17 protein-coding genes are annotated in these 19,045 nt (G+C 33.0%); 13 read left to right on the top strand and 4 right to left on the bottom strand.

Annotation, left to right across the window (positions count from 1 at the left end; genetic code table 11):
* Positions 1 to 189: 189 nt before the first annotated feature.
* Positions 190 to 1,143 carry a 1,4-dihydroxy-2-naphthoate octaprenyltransferase gene (gene menA, locus Q0910_RS23195; protein ID WP_299222117.1) on the bottom strand — a complete coding sequence of 318 codons (954 nt, stop codon included), beginning with the start codon at positions 1,141 to 1,143 and terminating at the stop codon, positions 190 to 192.
* 84 nt (positions 1,144 to 1,227) lie between these two features.
* Here menA and Q0910_RS23190 point away from each other — a divergent pair, with 84 nt between their 5' ends.
* The 8 genes from Q0910_RS23190 (at position 1,228) to Q0910_RS23155 (ending at position 9,090) form a co-directional block, all read left to right on the top strand.
* Positions 1,228 to 2,415, top strand: a complete 1,188-nt coding sequence (locus tag Q0910_RS23190; protein WP_299222115.1) for a helix-turn-helix domain-containing protein — start codon at positions 1,228 to 1,230, stop codon at positions 2,413 to 2,415.
* A gap of 159 nt (positions 2,416 to 2,574) precedes the next feature.
* Entirely contained in the window at positions 2,575 to 4,278 is a 1,704-nt protein-coding gene (locus tag Q0910_RS23185) for an alpha-amylase family glycosyl hydrolase (protein ID WP_299222113.1), read from the top strand.
* Between the two features lie 135 nt (positions 4,279 to 4,413).
* Positions 4,414 to 4,929, top strand: a complete 516-nt coding sequence (locus Q0910_RS23180; RefSeq protein ID WP_299222111.1) for a DoxX family protein — start codon at positions 4,414 to 4,416, stop codon at positions 4,927 to 4,929.
* Positions 4,930 to 4,968: 39 nt separating this feature from the next.
* Positions 4,969 to 5,853 (top strand): DUF2807 domain-containing protein, encoded by an 885-nt coding sequence (locus tag Q0910_RS23175; RefSeq protein ID WP_299222109.1) that lies wholly within the window; start codon positions 4,969 to 4,971, stop codon positions 5,851 to 5,853.
* A 366-nt stretch (positions 5,854 to 6,219) separates the two neighbouring features.
* On the top strand, positions 6,220 to 6,594 hold the full coding sequence (locus Q0910_RS23170) for a hypothetical protein (RefSeq protein WP_299222107.1): 375 nt from the start codon (positions 6,220 to 6,222) through the stop codon (positions 6,592 to 6,594).
* Positions 6,595 to 6,832: 238 nt separating this feature from the next.
* A complete protein-coding gene (locus tag Q0910_RS23165; protein WP_299222105.1) occupies positions 6,833 to 7,450 on the top strand; it encodes a VTT domain-containing protein in 618 nt (205 codons plus the stop codon).
* Positions 7,451 to 7,507: 57 nt separating this feature from the next.
* Positions 7,508 to 8,746: a mechanosensitive ion channel domain-containing protein gene (locus tag Q0910_RS23160; protein WP_299222103.1), complete on the top strand. Its 1,239-nt coding sequence runs from the start codon at positions 7,508 to 7,510 to the stop codon at positions 8,744 to 8,746.
* Between the two features lie 68 nt (positions 8,747 to 8,814).
* On the top strand, positions 8,815 to 9,090 hold the full coding sequence (locus tag Q0910_RS23155; protein ID WP_299222101.1) for a DUF3817 domain-containing protein: 276 nt from the start codon (positions 8,815 to 8,817) through the stop codon (positions 9,088 to 9,090).
* A 254-nt stretch (positions 9,091 to 9,344) separates the two neighbouring features.
* Here the strand turns inward: Q0910_RS23155 and Q0910_RS23150 are convergent, their stop codons facing one another.
* Complete coding sequence (locus tag Q0910_RS23150; RefSeq protein WP_299222100.1) at positions 9,345 to 11,390, bottom strand: HDIG domain-containing metalloprotein; 2,046 nt, start codon at positions 11,388 to 11,390, stop codon at positions 9,345 to 9,347.
* 182 nt (positions 11,391 to 11,572) lie between these two features.
* On the opposite strand from Q0910_RS23150, the gene Q0910_RS23145 reads away from it, so the two are divergent.
* From Q0910_RS23145 to Q0910_RS23125, 5 genes are all read left to right on the top strand, one after another.
* Positions 11,573 to 12,751, top strand: coding sequence for an acetyl-CoA C-acyltransferase (locus Q0910_RS23145; protein WP_299222098.1), 1,179 nt, complete (start codon positions 11,573 to 11,575; stop codon positions 12,749 to 12,751).
* Positions 12,752 to 12,813: 62 nt separating this feature from the next.
* Positions 12,814 to 13,563, top strand: coding sequence for a C40 family peptidase (locus tag Q0910_RS23140; RefSeq protein WP_299222096.1), 750 nt, complete (start codon positions 12,814 to 12,816; stop codon positions 13,561 to 13,563).
* 13 nt (positions 13,564 to 13,576) lie between these two features.
* Positions 13,577 to 14,104 carry a GNAT family N-acetyltransferase gene (locus Q0910_RS23135; protein ID WP_299222094.1) on the top strand — a complete coding sequence of 176 codons (528 nt, stop codon included), beginning with the start codon at positions 13,577 to 13,579 and terminating at the stop codon, positions 14,102 to 14,104.
* A 56-nt stretch (positions 14,105 to 14,160) separates the two neighbouring features.
* A complete protein-coding gene (locus Q0910_RS23130) occupies positions 14,161 to 14,766 on the top strand; it encodes a TetR/AcrR family transcriptional regulator (RefSeq protein ID WP_299222092.1) in 606 nt (201 codons plus the stop codon).
* Between the two features lie 50 nt (positions 14,767 to 14,816).
* The gene (locus tag Q0910_RS23125) at positions 14,817 to 15,566 is read left to right on the top strand and encodes a glucose 1-dehydrogenase (protein ID WP_299222091.1); all 750 of its coding nucleotides are present in this window, start codon (positions 14,817 to 14,819) and stop codon (positions 15,564 to 15,566) included.
* A 68-nt stretch (positions 15,567 to 15,634) separates the two neighbouring features.
* Here Q0910_RS23125 and Q0910_RS23120 read toward each other — a convergent pair whose 3' ends face one another.
* Both Q0910_RS23120 and gap read right to left on the bottom strand, forming a co-directional pair.
* Positions 15,635 to 17,860 carry a DUF5916 domain-containing protein gene (locus Q0910_RS23120; protein WP_299222090.1) on the bottom strand — a complete coding sequence of 742 codons (2,226 nt, stop codon included), beginning with the start codon at positions 17,858 to 17,860 and terminating at the stop codon, positions 15,635 to 15,637.
* A gap of 144 nt (positions 17,861 to 18,004) precedes the next feature.
* A complete protein-coding gene (gap, locus tag Q0910_RS23115; RefSeq protein WP_299222089.1) occupies positions 18,005 to 18,994 on the bottom strand; it encodes a type I glyceraldehyde-3-phosphate dehydrogenase in 990 nt (329 codons plus the stop codon).
* Between the last annotated feature and the right edge of the window lie 51 nt (positions 18,995 to 19,045).

Raw genomic sequence — 19,045 nt, 5'->3', positions numbered from 1 at the left:
CTTTCAATAAATTATAATTGTATTAGATCCCGCTCTGCAGCGGGATAAGTTCCACTAATAGTTTTAAGTTCGCTTTGTAAGCTCTTTCAATAAATTATAATTGTATTAGATCCCGCTCTGCAGCGGGATAAGTTCCACTAATAGTTTTAAGTTCGCTTTGCAAGCTGCTTAAAACTAAGTGTCACTAAATTAAAAAATCTGACCTAAACTAAATAATATGGCCAGTAAAAATGTTGATAATGCTACTTTTTTCAACTCTGGATCTAAATTCACCGCATTTTTTGTCTTTGAGACCTTACTTAGGTGAATTAACAACGGAATAAACGCTATTAAAAAAAGTAGATTTATATAATCTTCATATGTGAAAAATGAGAAGACTAGCATAGCTACCATAGCTCCTATTACCAAGAAGTAATGGTATTTTTTGGCGTTAGTTAATCCCATTTTTACTACAATCGTATTTTTTTCTGCTTTTTTATCACTGTCATGATCTCGCATATTATTAAGATTCAGTACCGCTGCACTCAAAAAACCAATCGTAACAGCCGGAAGAAAAACTAGCCAATTTAAATTCTTGGTAAATAAAAAATAACATCCTACCACACTAACCAATCCAAAGAATGTAAAAACAAACACATCACCTAATCCTCGATATCCATAAGCAGAATTTCCCATCGTATATTTTATAGCTGCAATAATAGCTCCTAGTCCTAATAAGAAAAAGAAAACCGAGTATAAAAAATATTCTTTACCAAAGGATACATAGATCAATAAAATCGCTAAAATCAATGTAATGATAGCAGTAACAACGATGCCTCTGAACATTTCTTTTCTAGAAATGGCTCCACTCTGTAAAGCCCGTTGTGGTCCTACTCTATCCTCATTATCAGTACCCTTTACACCATCGCCATAGTCATTGGCGAAATTGGATAGAATCTGCAATCCTAGAGTGGTTAAAATTGCGAGAAGGAATATCTTAGTTTCGAAAAACATTTTTGGCACACAATCATACAATACTGTTGGATCATTAGTCTGTTGAAATGTTTCTCTGTGCCCCAAAACAGACCCTACAATAATTCCGGATACAGATAACGGTAAGGTACGAAGTCGTGCAGCAGAGATCCAAGCTTTGAATTTGGTCATTCTAATTAAATTATAGTCAAAGGAACAGTATTTTAATTAAAAAAAAAATAAAAAATACTTCTGCGAATTATTTAAATTAGCATCATGCCAATTCCATTACCATTAGAGTTTCCTTCTTTTAATTTATACAGTACACCATTGTTACTTTTGGTATTGCAAGCTTTTGTGTTTGCATTCCTTCTATTAGTACGGTACTTTAAAAAGAAATATGTACCAGCATTAATACTGTCCATCCTCATTTTTATTACTGGATATCATAGAACTACCTATACTATTGGTTTTATGGATTGGTATGATACCTATAGGAATACAAAAATTAATTATTGGCTCATTGCGCTATCATTAGCTATTGGACCTTTGCTCTATTTTTATGTAAAATCTATAACAACTTCCAATTTTAAGTTTAGAAAAAAGGATTTTATACATTTTATTCCCGTTAGTTTATACATTGTCTATAAGATCTTTATTCTTATTTATGATGCCGCTCAGCCAGGATTTGATGAAACTCAAAATGGGTATCTAAAAGTTTTTCTAGATGAAAAATATGTAAGCCCACTAATAGGGATTGTAGAAAATCTACAGATGCTATTGTACCTGGCATTTACCATACAACTATATTATATATACAGAAAAAAGATCCAGCAGTTTTTCTCCAACACCTATAGTCTGGAATTAAACTGGATTAGGAACTTTCTTTTTATTTATTCTTTCCTGTTTTTATATAGTATTTTTCAGGGAGTTATTGGTTCGGTTATTACGGATTTACATTGGACTCAAAAATGGTGGTATCATTTCTTTACGGCTGTAGCCATTATCTATATTGGAATCAAAGGATATTTTACAGATACTAATAAGTTGAACAACTTAAATTTTTCAGTGGCTGTAAAAGAGAATACTGCTACTCCACAAATTGAACTTAGTGAAGATCTAATTAAGGTTAAAGAAAAAATTGAAGAGTTTATGGAAAATGAGAAACCATTTCTTAATCCTGATTTAAATCTTACGGAGCTTTCTAAAATGCTTAAAATCCCTGCACCGACCTTATCAGATACTATAAATTCCGGATTTGAGAAAAACTTCAATGATTTCATAAACTCATATCGAGTTAAAGCAGTACAAGTGATGTTACAGGAAGGAAAACAGCAACAATTATCTCTCTTAGGAATCGCATATGAATGCGGTTTTAATAGTAAAGCAACCTTTAATAGAGTGTTCAAAAAACTTACAAACACCTCACCTTCCCAGTACTTAGCATCTCAAAACAAAGCTTGACTTGTGATTTTTACGAATTTCACAATTCTACAAAGATGGATTTTTATGTTCAATTTTATAGATTAGCACCTTAAACCAGTATTGACTATTGTTTCAATTCTTTTATCCTGCCTTTATTATAATTAAGACAAGAATATTTTGAAACACAAAAACAAACACATGAAACATTTATTAACAACTACCTTTTTAGGACTTTTTAGTATTCTTATTTCCTGTAAAAGTGATACCAAAACAGTCTCTTCAACAACCGAAACTGCAGCATTAGAAACTGTTAAACCAGTAACCACGGAAGATATGCCTTTTATTTGGGAAGGTGCAAACGTCTACTTTTTACTTGCTGATAGATTTAAAAATGGAGATACAACCAATGATGAAGTTTTAGAAAGAAAAAAAGAAACCGGAGTGTTACGTGATTTTGAAGGAGGAGATATAAAAGGAATCATCCAAAAAATTGAAGATGGGTATTTTACAAATCTTGGAATTAATGCACTTTGGGTGAATCCGTTAGTGGAGCAAATTCATGAAAGTGTTGATGAAGGAACCGGTAACACCTATGCATTCCATGGATATTGGGCAAAAGACTGGACAACTATAGATCCTAATTTTGGAACCTATGAAGATCTTAAGAAATTAGTAGAGGTCGCTCATAAAAACGGTATACGAATCTTAATGGATGTGGTTATCAATCATACAGGTCCTGTAACTGATAAAGACCCTGTTTGGTCTGAAGATTGGGTACGTACTATTCCACAATGTACTTATAAAGATTATGAAACTGCAGTAAAATGTACTTTAGTCGAAAATCTTCCTGATATCAAAACGGAAAGTGATGAAGAAGTAAAACTTCCTGAAGCATTAAAGGTGAAATGGGAAAAAGAAGGTCGACTAGAGGCTGAAATGGATGAATTAGAAATCTTTTTTGCTAAAACTGGCCTTAAACGATCACCTAAAAACTATATCATTAAATGGCTAACGGATTATGTTAAAGAGTTAGGTATTGATGGATATCGTGTAGATACTGTAAAACACGTGGAAGAAGGTGTATGGAGTGTACTGGCAGAACAGGCAAAAGTTGCTTTTGCAGAATGGAAAAAGAATAATCCAGAAAAAGTATTAGATAACAATGAGTTTTATGTTCTCGGAGAATTATATGGATATGGAATTGACGGGAAACGTTTTTATGATTTTGGAGATCGTAAAGTAGATTACTATGCTAACGGATTTGATAATCTTATTAATTTCCAGTTTAAGTATGATGCAAGACAATTAAATTATGAAAAATTATACAGCAAATATAGTACAGCATTGCAAACTGGTTTGATCGGTAAAAGTGTTATGAATTACATTACTTCTCATGATGATGGTGATCCATTTGATAAAGAAAGAAGTAAAACCTATGAATCTGCAACTAAGCTTTTATTAACTCCTGGTATTTCTCAGGTATACTATGGTGATGAAACAGCAAGATCATTGGTCATTGATGGAGCGCAAGGAGATGCTACACTAAGATCCAATATGAACTGGGAAGATTTAGAGAAAGAAGAAACCAAGTCATTATTATTACATTGGCAAAAATTAGGTAAATTCAGAAAAGATCACCCAGCTGTTGGCGCTGGAAAACACAAAATGATTAGCGAAACTCCATATGTGTTTTCAAGAACATATAAGAAAGAGGGCATCAATGATAGTGTTGTTGTAGGATTAAACCTAAGAAAAGGAACCAAAACTTTAAAAGTTAATTCCATTTTTAAAGATGGTACTGTTCTAACAGACGTATATTCCGGAACAGATGTTACCGTAAAGGATGGTGGTGTAACAATAAAATCTGATAATGACATCGTACTATTAGAAGCTAAAAAATAGCCTAATAACATACTGTCTCACTTAATTTAGGACGGCTCAAATTATAATTTGAGCCGTCCTATTTTGTTTTGGGGCGCAGTATTCACAACTGATTCAGACATTTGGAACATCAAACAATCTAAAATCGTTTCAGTTATGAAAAATGTCATTAAAAAGATTATCTCTCCGATTACTATGGAGCATTGGTCAATAGATCTGCTATTTGCATTTCCTAGAATCATCTGTGGTTATTTTTTAGCAGTGAATTTTGGGGGAAGTAAATTCGGAGTTCCTTGGAGTCCAGAAGGATCACCTGATCTAGCATTTCTAGAAGTTGTAGCATGGTTCCCTAAAGATATTTCAGAATACGGAGGTGTTTTTGCAATCTTCCCAGTATTCTTCGCATGGATGGGCGCCGCTAGTGAAGCTATCGGAGGTGTATTCCTTCTACTAGGTTTCAAAACCAGAATTGCTTCTTTTTTTATTATGTGTACGATGCTAGTCGCCATAATTTTCCAAAAATGGGATAATGGATTATGGGCTATGCTACCGGCAATGGGATTCTTATGGATTGCTATCTACAACCTTATTTTAGGATCAGGAAAATTTGGAATCGATTATGTAATCACAAAAAAGTGGTTTACTAAAACTAATCACAACATTATTAACTAATCACAACATTATTAAAAATTTAATCTAAAACATAAAGTCATGAAGAAGTATATTAATCTATTACTACTATTAGTTAGTTTAACAGCTACCTCACAAATAAAAGGAAATAAAGAAATTACAACGAAAATCTTTGATGTTAATAACATCCAAAATATAAAAATTAATTTTTACGCTCAGGTGATTATTGATCAATCTAAAGAAGAAAGTCTCACGATTACCACGGACACTAATCTATTTGATTATATAGATAAGGAAGTTATAGATGGTACTTTACATTTGAATCAAAAAGAATGGATACAACCATCAGAAAACGCCAAAATAGTTGTTGGTGCTCCCAATATCAGAAAAGTAGAGAGTGGTACACATGATATTACAAGAATTATTAACCTTGATAACAATTACATTCAGGTTTTAGCACCGATCGGTAAAATCTTTATGGATGGTAAAACAAAAGAACTACGCATTGCAGCAGAACTTGCTACTATTGATGCATCTAGTCTGATTGCAGAAAATGCAAGAGTAGATATCTGGAGTCGTGGTTCTGCAAAAGTGAATGTTATAAATGAGTTAGACACTAAATTAAGTAAAAATGCTAAGCTCAAAATCATAAATACTCCAAAAAAAATTAAAGGAGATGCTAGAAAAGCAATAGTTCACAATAAAAAGAAAACCAAAAATGCCTTGATAAAATATATAAAATTTGAAATCAAGAATAATTCTCTAACCAGAAATCAATTCTTTGTTATTGGTTCCAAACCGGATGGTTCGAAATTTAGTTATGGTTTCCCTATGATGCCACAGGCAACTAGAAAAGAAAATTGGACCACTGGAACTAAAGTATATAAAGTAAGTATGCTGGGAAAAAGAAAACTATTAATTACAATAAAAGAAGAAGATGAAGATAAAACTGTAGCTTTATTTTAATTACGAAATACCCCAAGAAGAACTTACCTCCTGTATTCAAGGAGGTAAGTGTTGGGGAAAACAAAAAAAGTAAGGGAAAAATTGTAATTGGAATACTTTTCAAAGATAAAAAGGATTAAGGAATTTTGGTTACGGTTAAACCTCAAACTTTAGCTGGAATACAAGCATAGGCTTGTTTTTTAAACAATAAACAACTAATGGTCAGTATTTTATGGGGAAAATTCCTCGATTTGTTTGGGAATATTTTTTTTCAATATTTTTTTTAACACTAAAAAGTAAATTTATTGTTTTAAAAGATTTCAAAGATTTAGATAAAGGGTTAAATTTGCCGTAATCATTTTTTAAAACAAACTAATTTTATAATCCTTGGAAAATAAAAAGGCGCTCAAATTAATTGACAAAATTCTGACTGATCTAGAAAAATCCGGAATCAATACAGACACACTAATAGAGGATCTTAAAGCTTTGAGATCCTATGCTTTAGAACAGCAAGTACCATTAGTGGTAAAAGTGTTAAGACTTACCTACGAACATATTGAAGAAAATGATAGTTTTCTTATCCCTATTCCAGATGATGAGCCTATCGAAGAACAAGAAGAAGAAAATGAAACACCTGTTGCAAAGAATGAAGATGTAAATCCGGTGGAAAGCCTAATGTATCTTGTTTCTCTGTTTAAGGATATAAAAAATAAAATGAATGTTATGGATTTGGCAGATTACAGAGATGCCTTGAATGCATAAATATAGACAATACTATTTTTCTTACTATAATACCGTAAAGAAGCCTTGATTATTTTCAGGGTTTTTTTAGTTTAAACACATGGAATCAATCGGGCATTATACCTTTTATAATGAGCGTTTTGGGATATTTTCTTTATATCTTGTAATTATTATAACAACTTCTCGACAAATTTTATGATTTTATAAACGTCAAAAAATCAATTATATATTATTTTTGTTGCCTTGTGGAAAAATTGTTATGAAAATGAATCCCCGATCTGTAAAAAAAACACGATTGCAATTATTGCATCAATATTATAGTTATACAGGTTTCTATAAGTTTTTAGGAATCAGTTTAAAAAAAGCTTTACCTCCTATTTTACTTTTTATAGCAGGTTTATTAATTGTAAACTATTTCGTTATTAATATCAATGATTTATTGATTTATGTAACAGAAAACTATTCAGACTATGTAGTGTTTAGTGTATTTTTTGCGTCAGAATCTTTATTGGGTCTTATCCCCCCGGAAATTTTCATCGCGTGGAGTGACAAAACAACTAGTCCTATTTTATATCTCTCAATACTTGCTTTATTATCTTATTTAGGAGGAGTCATCTCTTATTTCATTGGGAAATCAATTACCAAAATCCCCTCAGTTCATGAATATCTAGAGGTAAAAATGGCCAAACATATTAGAAACACTCGTAAATGGGGAGGTTTTTTAATTGTAGTAGGAGCATTACTTCCTATTCCTTTTTCTATTACTAGTATCGCAGCTGGAATGATAAAATATCCTTTTATTAATTATTTACTTTTTGGACTGTTACGTTTTGTAAGATTCTATTTGTATGCTGTAGCCATTTTCAGTTTGGTATAAAACTTATTAGAACAATAACCTGTAGGTTAAGAACCTGATCTGAATTCATTTATTTTTATGGAAAAACTAACTCGGTATTTTTATAAAGTTTTAGTTTCTAATGGCTTTTCAGAAACTATGGCAGAATACCTAAATGTAGTTATTGGTGTTTGTATCTTATTAATAGTACTATTCGTTCTAGATAAAGTCATCGGAAAGGTAATCTTAAACCTTTTTAAAAGATACGCTTCAAAATCGAAAAATACTTTTGATGATTATTTAGTCAAAAACAAAACTTTCGATTATGTATCTCACATTATACCATTATCTATTAGCATATGGATAATACCCGAGCTATTTATAGCTTTTCCTATAGCAGAAAGCTACTTAGAAATTCTTTTTGACATCTTTGTAATTGCTTTGACTATTTGGATAGTAAGAAGTATCCTTAGAACCTTTAGAGATTTCTTAAAGTCATTAGAGTCATTTAAAGATAAACCTATAGATAGTTATATTCAGGTCTTTATGATATTTATCTGGGTGATTGGTGCTATTTTTATTTTCTCTTTGATTACCGGAAAATCAATTTGGACGTTTTTAACGGCTCTTGGAGCGATGTCTGCAGTTATTCTACTAATATTTAAAGATACTATCCTAGGTTTTGTAGCGAGTATACAGGTTGCTGTTAATGACACTGTTAGGATTGGCGATTGGATCACAATGGCTAAATATGGAGCAGATGGAGATGTGATCGAGATCAATCTGTCCTCAGTAAAAGTTCAGAATTTTGATAAAACAATTACAACGATCCCTACCTATCATTTAACTTCTCAGTCCTTTAGGAATTGGCGTGGTATGATGGATTCTGGTGGAAGGAGAATAAAAAGAGCTATTTTAATAAAAGCTTCTAGTATTAAGTTTTTATCCGAAAATGATGTAGATCGTCTTAAAAAAGTGGAGCTTATAAAGGAATACCTGGATAAAGCACAACACAAGGTGAATTCTTATAATAAAGAAAACCAGATAAATAAGGAGGTTCTAATGAATGGTCGGAACCTTTCTAATATGGGCGTATTTAGAAAATATGTAGAATCTTATCTAGAGGATCATCCACATATCAATAATGAAATGATGATCATGAGTCGCCAATTAGCACCTACCGCTCAAGGAACTCCTTTAGAAATTTATGCTTTTAGTAATGATAAAGTATGGAAAAACTATGAGAAGATAGTGGCTGATATTTTTGATCATTTGTTATCAGCTATCCCTTATTTTGATCTCGAAATATTTGAATTAGAGTATAGTAATAAAAAATAGGTATTTATTAACGTTTGGATATATTCTGAGCCTTAAATTTGCACTCAATTTTAAATAAATATAAGAATATGATCACCAGTTTCAGATTCATTAGTTATCTCGAAGGAATTTCATACTTAGCTATACTATTTGTTACGATGCCACTGAAGTATTTATTTGCATCACCAGAACCCAATAAGGTAATTGGTATGGCACATGGTTTTTTATTTCTTGCTTACATCGTATTTGCTTTTTTAGTAAAACCCGAAAAAAGATGGAATAATAAAACATTGGCAATAGTACTTATATGCTCTGTAATTCCTTTCGGAACTTTCTGGATGGATGGAAAGTATTTGAAAGATTAGACTTTTAGATTGTAAGAAGGTTGGATTGTTGGATTTGATAGTAAAGGATGAGGTGAAAAATTCACTATAAAATGGGTCAAACTAACCAATCACAATAAATACCATAAACGGTCAATTCTAGCGAAGTCGAGACCTAACGATATAATGATCACAAAGTTTATGGTTTAATAATCAAAGTCAAGTTGATATATCAAGTAAATCTGACACAAAATACTCCTTTTACTCAATAACTCACAAACTCAATCACTCATAGACTATTCCGGATATTCAATCCTTAAATGGTAGATATTAGTAAGCTTTCGTTTAAAGATCTTTTTAACTTGCTGAATTTCCTTAAATGTAATATTTGCATTAAGAAACTGTCCATCTTCCATTTGTTTATTCACAATTTTCTCCACAAATGAATCAATTAAACTACTGGTTGGGTTTTTCAAACTTTTAGAAGCAGCCTCTACACTATCACTCATCATCAAAATAGCAGTTTCCTTAGAAAAAGGCTTAGGTCCAGGATATTGAAAATCTTCCATGTTCACATTCTCATTAATTTCCTTAGCTTTCATATAAAAATAGTACACCGTACTGGTCCCATGATGTGTTCTTATAAAATCGATTACACGATCAGGCAGTTTATTCTTTTTGGCTATTTCAATACCTCTTATTACATGATTGATGATAATTTTAGCACTTTCTTTAGGAGATAATACGTCGTGTGCATTTCCTGAAGCTGTTTGATTTTCAGTAAAATATGTAGGATTTGCCATTTTACCAATATCGTGATATAAGGCTCCTACCCTTACTAACATTACATTTGCTCCTATTTCACTAGCCGCAGCTTCCGCAATGTTGGCAACATTAAGAGAATGGTGGAAGGTTCCTGGAGCTTTATCAGATAACTCTTTTAATAAAGAAGAATTAGTATCGCTAAGTTCCAAAAGAGAAACATCAGAGATTAAACCAAACATCTTTTCATAGGCGTAAATCAATGGATGCACTATTAATGTAGCAAAACCACTTATTACAAATAGACCAACAGTCGTCCAATCAATATCACTAATACTTCCTTCATGAATAATATGAAAAGCAATATAAGCCAAAATATAAATCCCGGTAATCTGTCCAACAGTAATGAACAAGTTTGCTCTTTTATAAGATTCAGAAATAGTTAATATGGTAACGATTCCAGCGATAATTTGCAAAAAAGTGTATTCATAACTATTAGGAACAACAAAACCTAAAATCATTACTGTTACCACATGTGTAAACAAGCCAAGTCGAGAATCAAAGAAAGCTTTTAAAATCAATGGTAAAATACATAATGGAACTATATAGATATAATCTGACTTGTATTTCACCACTAACGTAGTGATCAAGACCATTAAAAGGATATTAAATGCAATAAAAGTAACCTGAGTATTATTATCATAGATATCCCTTCTATACTTTCGAATGAAAAGTAATAACATTAGCAAAGCCAGAGAAACTAGAATCCCATATCCAAAAACAATCCAATAAAAGTTTTTATCACTCCATACCTGGGACTCGTATTCTGCTTTCAGAGATGTAAGAATCTGTAATCTATTTCCCTCTACTACTTCTCCTTTTGCAATAATCCTGCTTCCCTTAGAAACACTACCTCTCGTAGTAAGTACTTGCGCTAATTCGTTTTCTAGTGTACTTTCGGTTAATTTTTGATTTAGAGATACGTTTGGTTTCACCAAATCATAAAATAAGGCTACAAAACCACTTTTAAATTTAACATACTCACTTTTATCAATTCTGGAACTAATAATCGCCGTAACCGCATTGGGAGTTAATATTTGTCCAAAAGTTATAGCTTCGGCCTTATTTCCTTTATTAAGAAAGATTTGTCGTTTATTCTCATAAGAATATGATTCTTGTAAAACACCATATCTATAAATATCATTAAGAAGTATCCTACCGAAAAGCTTCGCTTGTTTTCCAGAACTACTCTGATCTAAAGTTTCTAAATTACTTTTAAACGCTGCATTGTAACTATCTTTGGCAGTATTGGCAATGATAGTATCATACTCGAAATACGGTATATTATTATCTTCGATACGCTTCTTCTCTGCATCAATATCCTCTTGAGTTTTTGCAATCGCAAAATCAAACGGAGCATATAAGTTTTCATACTGCCATGGCTTCCCTTTTGTAAACTCATACTTAAAAACACCTCCTTTTGGGAATAGGTATACTATGAGAATCAACGTACTAACAAAAAGAAACCCTTTATATAAAAAGGATTGATTTTTATAAAAATTATTTAAAAACTTTTTCACCAGAATATTCGTATAGATTACTCAAAAGTACTAAAAAATAAGTCAGTACAAAGAAGGTGAAAAAATCGCGTATCCCTATAATTCAGAATTAGTAAATCCTATGAATAACTTAGCTATGTATATCCTCCAAAAATCCTTAAATTCGCAAAATAACAAACACACATTTATTAAATTCGAATATAATGAGCAAAGACGTTGTAATAGTATCAGCAGCACGTACTCCAATAGGTAGTTTTTTAGGAAGTTTATCTACAGTTCCTGCTACACAATTAGGATCAATAGCAATCAAAGGTGCATTAGATAAAATCAATCTGGACCCTTCATTAGTTGAAGAGGTATTCATGGGTAATGTAGTACAAGCTGGAAATGGACAAGCGCCAGCTAGACAGGCTGCTTTAGGTGCAGGATTAGGTGACACGGTGCCTTGTACAACTGTAAACAAAGTATGTGCTAGTGGTATGAAAGCAGTGATGCATGCAGCTCAGACTATCGCATTAGGAGATGCCGATATTGTAGTAGCTGGTGGAATGGAAAACATGAGTCTAATTCCTCATTATGTTAGATTAAGAACAGGTCATAAATTTGGTTCTCAAACACTTGAAGACGGAATGCAACGTGATGGTTTGGTGGATGTATACGATCAAAATGCCATGGGAGTTTGTGCAGATTTATGCGCCACAGAACACAATTTTAGCAGAGAAGATCAAGATGCTTTTGCAATTCAATCTTATGAGCGTTCTGCAAAGGCATGGTCAGAAGGTAAATTTGCTAATGAAGTTGTTCCTGTTCCAGTACCACAACGTCGTGGAGAACCTGTCATGGTTACAGAAGATGAAGAGTATAAAAATGTGAAAATGGAGAAGATTCCAGCTTTACGCCCTGCTTTTACAAAAGAAGGAACAGTTACAGCGGCTAATGCTTCTACCATTAATGATGGTGCCGGAGCTGTGGTAGTAATGAGTGCAGAGAAAGCAGCTGAACTTGGATTAAAACCTTTAGTAAAAATCAAGAGTTATGCAGATGCAGCGCAGGAACCTAAATGGTTTACAACAGCACCTGCAAAAGCATTACCAAAAGCGATCGATAAAGCAGGAATCACACTAGATGATGTTGATTTCTTTGAATTTAACGAAGCTTTTTCGGTAGTAGGACTTGCTAATATGAAAATACTTGGATTGAATGATTCTAATACCAATGTAAATGGTGGAGCTGTATCTTTAGGACACCCATTAGGATGTTCTGGTGTTCGTATCTTAATCACTTTGATGAGCGTGTTGGAACAAAATAATGCAAAAACAGGAGCCGCAGCTATTTGTAACGGTGGCGGTGGTGCTTCTGCAATGGTGATCGAACGTATATAATCTGAAGTTGAGCATCATTGTAATTTTATTAAATGTTTAATATCTAGTATCCATAAAGATTCATGCTATACGGTATTTGCAATCTCAGTATTGTCCCTTTACGTTTTGAACCCAGTGATCCCAGTGAAATGGTATCACAAGTTTTATATGGTGAGCATTTCAAAGTTTTAGAAAAACGAAAAAAATGGAGTCGAATACGCCTAGCCTTTGATACCTATGAAGGTTGGATTGATAATAAACAGTATCTGGAGATTACAGAAGAAGAATATAAAAATTTTGATACTAAACCATTAGATGTAACAGCAGATTTAATTGATTTTGTGAGCTGTAAAGATGATCAGCTAATACCTATTGTCTTAGGCTCTTCATTAGGAACTTTGGATTTTTTTGAACATCAATATGATGGCAATAGAATTACTGAAAAACAGCCAAAAGATAAGTTAGTAGAAACAGCATTTCTTTTTCTAAATGCTCCTTATTTATGGGGAGGAAAGACAAACTTTGGTATTGATTGCAGTGGTTTTACACAAATGGTTTATAAACTAAACGGTTATAAACTATTACGAGATGCATCTTTACAGGCAACTCAAGGAGAACCATTAAGTTTTATAGAAGAAAGTGAACCAGGTGATCTTGCTTTTTTTGATAATGAAGAAGGAGCAATTACACATGTTGGTATCATTATGAAAGATAACTATATTATCCACGCGCACGGTAAAGTTCGGGTGGATCGTATAGATCATACAGGTATTTTTAATGGAGAAAAACGTTTGTATACCCATAAATTAAGGGTAATCAAACGAATCATATAAAAAAACAAAAAATATGGAATCCCAGGAATTAAAAATAGTAAGAGTTCTTCCTGAGGATAATCATAAACTTCTGGAAATTGGCCGTCAAACATTCTATGATGCCTTCGGTCCTCCACATAACACTCCAGAGAATATTCATTATTATCTAAGTCAGAAATTTACCTTAGAAAAAATTACGAACGAGATTCTAAACCCTGAATCACAGTTTTACTTTGTTTTCCATAAAGGTGAAATTGCTGGTTATCTGAAATTCAATTCAGGAAAAACACAAACTGAAATTGTAAAAGGAAAATCATTAGAAATCGAACGGATTTATATAATAAAGCCCTATCAAGGTAAAGGTATTGGTCAACACCTTTTTGACTATGCTAAACGAATAGCAAATGAAAAAGCTTTAGAATTTATATGGCTAGGGGTTTGGGATAAAAACAAAAGAGCTATTAAGTTTTATGAAAGAAATGGGTTCAAAACCTTTGATAAACATACATTTATACTAGGTTCTGAAGAGCAAACAGATGTCATGATGAAGTTGGTTTTATAAGCATTTCAAAACTTTAATATTTTTATAACAGTAAGGTTTCGAAATTATAATTAATTTTGAAACGATCATTTCAATTAATCATGCCAAAAGTAGAAACATTCAATAGAAATAATGTATTGCAAAACGCAACAGAAGTATTCCATAGAAAAGGATATAATGGTACTTCTATGCAGGATTTGGTAGATGCAACTGACCTAAATCGATCTAGTATTTACAATTCTTTTGGGAGCAAATTAGGCATGTTTATGGAAGTACTTTCTCATTACCAATCTATTGCTAAAAGCAATATAGGAAAGGAAACCAGACAAGCACAAAATGCTTCGGACACTATTCAGGCAATTTTTGAAATGTATCTGAGAGATATTATTACAGATCCAAATAGAAAAGGTTGCTTGATCGTGAATTGTAAATCTGAAATGACAAACCAAGACCCCTTAATAAGGTCTTTTATGGAACAAAATCAGGAGCAAATGTTGGCTGTCTTGGAAGATTTGGTTCATAATGGACAAATGGAAAAGGTTTTTAATGAAGATCAAACAGCAACTCAATATGCATTGTATTTATATTCTGCAATACAAGGATTTCGTATGACAGGAATACTAAACAATAATGAGGATGAACTCAAGAACCTAATAAACACAGTACTAAAAGTACTACACTAATTTTTTTTAATCTAATTTGAAACGATTGTTTCAAATAAAAATTTAATATAATGAATAAATTGAAAAACAAAGTAGCCGTTATTACAGGAGCTAATAGTGGCATCGGATTAGCAACAGCCAAATTATACCTTAAAGAAGGTGCGAAAGTAGTAGTTTCTGGAAGACGTCAAGAAGCATTAGATGAAGTAGCTAAGGAATTAGAAGGTGATTTCATAACTGTTAAAGCAGACGTAGCTAAAGCAGAAGACAATAAACGTTTAATACAGGAAGCAACCAACAAATATGGAAAAATAGATATTTTATTTCTGAACGCAGGAGTAGCACCTGTTGCTCCTACTACTGATATTACCGAAGAACATTATAATCACATATTTGACATCAATGTAAAAGGTCCTATTATCGCTACAAAAGAAGCATTACCACACATCAATGATGGCGGAACGATTCTTTTTACAAATTCTGTTGTACATCAAAAAGGTTTTGAAGGATTAGGAATCTATTCTGCTTCTAAAGGAGCTTTACGTGCATATCAAAGAGTACTGACATCCGAAGTGAAATCCAGAGGAATCCGAGTGAATGCGATTGCTCCAGGGCCTATCGAAACTCCTCTTTACGGAAAAATGGGGCTGCCAGAAGATGTTGTCACTGAAATGGGGAAGGGATTTGCTCAGCAAGTACCTCTTGGACGTTTCGGAACATCAGAAGAAATAGCGAAATCAGCTTTATTTTTAGCCTCTGATGATGCATCTTATATTAATGGAGTTGAATTAGAAGTAGATGGCGGATTAAGTCAGATATAATTAAAATATTTGCTTACTGAAAAAAGTATCAAACCTTTCAGATTTCTATAATTTGAAAGGTTTCCTTTTTACAAATTCAACCAATATGTAATTTTTAAGACTATAGAACGAGTTTGCACATCAAAAGCAAATCGATTCATAGGATCTACATCACCAGTAAGGTAATTGTCTGTATAAACCAGTATCAAGTCAGATACAGGTGCAAACCTCCATTGAATACGAGCATTGATGTTGGTATTATCATTTTGTGAATTATACTGTACAAAAACAGAAGTAAAGAAGCTTTTGGAAAACGTATAGTCTATTCTCGGACTTATCAAATAGGTTTGTCTTGTTCCGTCCAAATGTGGTAAATCAAACACATTTACAGCATAGTTTAAAGAAAAGAAACCTTTAGGCTGAAAACGTACGTTAAAGCCACCTCTGGTACCATAACGCCAACCATTAAAGTATTCTCCGATGTATGGGTTTAAATTCCAACTGAATACTTTTCTTCTGTCACTTCTATAATTTCCGGTAAAACTAACCCAAGAAAAGTCTTGATCAGCTGCAAGTTCTTCTGAATCAGTACCCGTGGGATCAAACGGATCGAATAAATATACATAACTATGATTCAGATTAAATCCAAAGTTCGATCTTTGGGTTAGCTCTCCTCCCCACCCAACAGATAAAAAATGATCTGTTTTACCAAATCCAGGGCGCCAAAAAATATCTGCCTCTGCTCCATAACTATGATTATTCAAAAAATCATTCTGCGGATAATAGCGTAATTCTGCATTAGGGTTTATTCTAAAATAATCAGTTCTTGGTACGAACCCAACCTCTGCATTATAGTCTTCATGAACATATTCATGCTTCCAAAGTGCTCCAAATTTCCTTGTATTGTAATTTAAAGTGGTTCCTTGAGCAATAGATATATCTGTATCAGGAGAAAACGTTCCATGGACAAAACTTTTACCAAACCAGGTATTACTTCGGGTAGAATAATTATAATCAATACCGGCAATTCTATTGTACCGATTAATATCTAGTGTATCTAAGTTTTCATCAAAATTGACCGCTTGTTTATTGACAGCAATAATTCCTATATTAGATCGTATCCCTATTTTACGTTGCACAACTGCTACCCCGAAATTAGTTCCGGGTATGCCTTGCTCCTTACTGGATGCAGTTTGCATATTCAATAAACCTACCCTCGTCTTAGGATCCAGTTTTCCACTAATACGCAATCCACCATAAATTCTATTCTGTACCAATTCTTCTGTAGTAACATCCTCAGCTGCTCCAATACGTCTGGAAAAGAATGGATTGATATTAGAGAAACCAAATTGCCCAAAAAGATCGGCATTTTCTAAAAAGAATTGTCTTCGTTCCGGAAAGAAGATTTCAAAACGATCAAGGTTTGTAATCTGCTCATCTACTTCTACTTGAGAGAAATCAGGATTTACGGTTAGATCGAGATTTAATCCTGGTGTCAAAGCGATCTTAGCATCTCCACCAACTTCAAAAATCTCATCAGTAGGTGTATCATTTTCGTAGTCTTTATTAATTCCTGAAGATACGAAAGGTATTAAGGAAACCGCACTACTCTTGGTTGTTAAATGTTCCTCCCAAATCATATCTGCTGTATATGCTAGCGTGAATACAACCTGATTACGAGGCGTACCAGGATACGTACTAATCTCATTAGATTGCGTATCGAAGCGATAGCTAGTAAATCCCCACTTTTTTGAAGGTATTGGATATCTAAATGTGCTAAAAGGAATTTCTAACTCGGCGGTATAATAACCATCGTACTTTTTGGCTTTTCCTCTCCATTTATTATCCCATGAAGTGGAAAAATCTTGAAACATATTCCCTCCATTACTAATGGTACCTTCTCTTAGAACACCTTCTGGATTTATTCCAAAATAAAAAGCATTTGTTTCATCATCAAAAGTATCAAATAATAGCGTGATATTATCATTCCCTCCTGCTCTATAATCTCTTCTCAAAGATTCTACAACCCAATCATTTCCTTTTGCATAACATTTAATTCCTATATACAGATTCTTTTTATCTGTGCACATGTAGATCTCCGTTTGTGCAGCAGCAGGCAAAGAATCATTAGGGAAATATTGAGCAAAATCCTTTGCAGGAGTCAATTTCGTCCAAATAGCTTCATCTAATTGACCATCTATGTTCATGATCTCATCTGTAGTCCCTACTACAAAAGATTTTTTTTCTGTATTTCCGGATTGAGCAAAATTTTGATATCCCCAGCCTATGAAGAGTACAATGATCCAAAACCTCATATTGAAACTTTCGTATTAATTTGTAATGTTTGCTTACTTTTAATATTGAATTCTCAAAAATAGAATACGAAAATTAACTTTGTGTTAAAATTATTACAAACAAAATAAGTAGAGGCTTTGGAAATAGTAAAATTGAATAAATCATTACAATTCTAAAATCTGTCGAATCATTTGATTAGTAAATCCCCACTCATTATCATACCAAATCATTACCTTGACTAAATCTCCATCTACAACTCTAGTCATAGACGCATCAACTGTAGAAGCATATGGATTCATCTGAATATCAGAAGAAACGATAGGTTCATAAGTAACATCTAATACCTTAATATATCTATCTGTATTCGCCTCTTTCTGAAGTATTTCATTAATTTCCTCTGCTGTAGTATTTCTTTCAGCAATAAATGTAACATCACTAATAGAACCTACAGGAACCGGAGTTCTTATGGCTATACCATCAAACTTACCTTCAAACTGTGGTAACGCTTTAGTCGTCGCAACAGCTGCGCCAGTAGACGTAGGTGTAAGATTGATTGCTCCAGCTCTACCCATTCTTGGATTTTTCTTAGAAGGTGCATCTACTAATGTTTGTGATGCTGTATATGCATGAATTGTATTAAGAATAGCTTTTTTAATTCCAATCGTTCTTCCTAATATTTCTACAACAGGACTAATATTATTGGTTGTACAACTTGCGCAAGAGAATATAGCGGTTTTTCCATCTTCGGTATTCACTCCGTGAACAACCGTGGGTGTATCTTTACTTTTGGTCGGACCAGAAATTACAACATTGGTTGCGCCCGCTTTGATATGCTTCTCCGCATCTTCTCTATTGGTAAAAAAACCTGTACTCTCAATTACAATATCAATGTTATTTTCTTTCCACGGAAGTTGTTCAGGATCTCGCTGATTGAAATATAGTATTTTTTGTCCGTCTACATCTAAATGACCTTCGTGAACACGAACTTCTTTATCATAAATACCGTACACACTATCATATTTCAAAAGGTACTGCGCATTTTCTATCGACATTAAGTCATTTACCGCAACGACTTGTAATCCTGGTTCTTCCATAATTACCTTAAGCGATGCACGCCCTATTCTTCCAAACCCATTAATTGCTACTCTTTTCATATTTCTATTATTTTGTCGGTTAATTGTGTGATTAAAATTATTTTATAGTTG

Origin of the sequence: uncultured Aquimarina sp. (assembly GCF_947495315.1) — a bacterium.
Taxonomy (GTDB): domain Bacteria; phylum Bacteroidota; class Bacteroidia; order Flavobacteriales; family Flavobacteriaceae; genus Aquimarina.
This window is presented reverse-complemented; position numbering and strand designations above follow the sequence as displayed.